The sequence below is a fragment of the Metabacillus herbersteinensis genome (genome assembly GCF_042433335.1).
GTDB lineage: Bacteria > Bacillota > Bacilli > Bacillales > Bacillaceae > Metabacillus > Metabacillus herbersteinensis.
The window spans coordinates 1-1,119 of sequence record NZ_JBHLVO010000088.1 but is presented as its reverse complement, the minus strand read 5'-3'; the positions used below and the strand labels follow the sequence as shown (position 1 = coordinate 1,119).

Annotated in this window: 1 protein-coding gene; it reads right to left on the bottom strand. The window is 37.3% G+C overall.

Annotation, left to right across the window (positions count from 1 at the left end):
• Nucleotides 1–1,119 (bottom strand): styrene monooxygenase/indole monooxygenase family protein (locus tag ACFFIX_RS27800; protein WP_378939893.1); only part of this gene is annotated, 1,119 nt, incomplete at both ends.

Below are 1,119 nucleotides of genomic sequence, written 5' to 3'. Positions count from 1 at the left end.
CAGCAATTTCGTTTGCTTTTACTTGGTCCTGTGCACCCTGAAGTAGCAATTGAACAACATGCTCAGGTAATGGTTTCGTCATGGCATTTGTCCATTCAGTTACTTCTTTTACATATTGTTTCGTTCGATTCCAATAAGACTCTCCTGTTTCTACGTCCCACTTAAAATTTTTGTATTCGGTAAGGGTTTCATACAATTGTTCAGCACAGTAAGAAGAGAGATTACAGCCTTGACCCGTAATAGGATCGTTTAGAAATACACTATCTCCACAGCCAACTACCAGCTTATTTTTAACCATGAGATATGGCTTTCGAATAACAGAGGTTAAGGCAGTTTGAAGAAAGCTATTTTCATCACATAAAGCAAAATTATTTCCATCAATTCGATTATTAATTTCCGGGAAAAACTGTTGAACTGTACTTCTCATTTTAAGAATAAACTCTTCTGCATGTTTTATTCCTTTAAATACGTCCAAATCACTGTTTGGTATTGCCATAATGAACAGGATGGTAACAGGACCGTGTTCTGTTATTGCGGGTATTTCAAACATTTCACCCAACTCAGGAAGAACCGTTACGCTTACTCCCAGAGGAGTGTTTGCTTTTATACCTGTGAAATAACCAACGATACATTTTCGCTGAGGAGTTTGAAAAGGAGACAGATCCTCTTCAATCGGAAACGGCAAAAGAGGTCCATTTTTCCCAGTACAATCAATAACTAAATCAAACTCATCTATTAGTACTTCCACACTCTCTTTATCTACCTTTTCTAGACGGAAGGAAACTCCTTTTTCTACAAGATCTTTAATAGAATGCGAGTAATACACACGTTGATCAACAGATAATGCCGGTTCTTGCAACATTCCTACAAATAGTTTTTGATTTCCAATCGTAATATGAATACTTTCAATAAGAGTTTGTTCTTCCCATTTTGGCACATTAAAGCATTTTTCACGAGTCCTTGTTGATCCAAAATGTACCTGAGTAGACATGATTCGGCCTTTTCTAATCTGTTCTGGTGATTGACGTTCAATGACTGTAATATCAAAGTCGTCCTTTAGAGCATAAGCTAGATGCAGTCCGGCTACGCCACTACCAATAATACAGAGTCTCTTTTTCA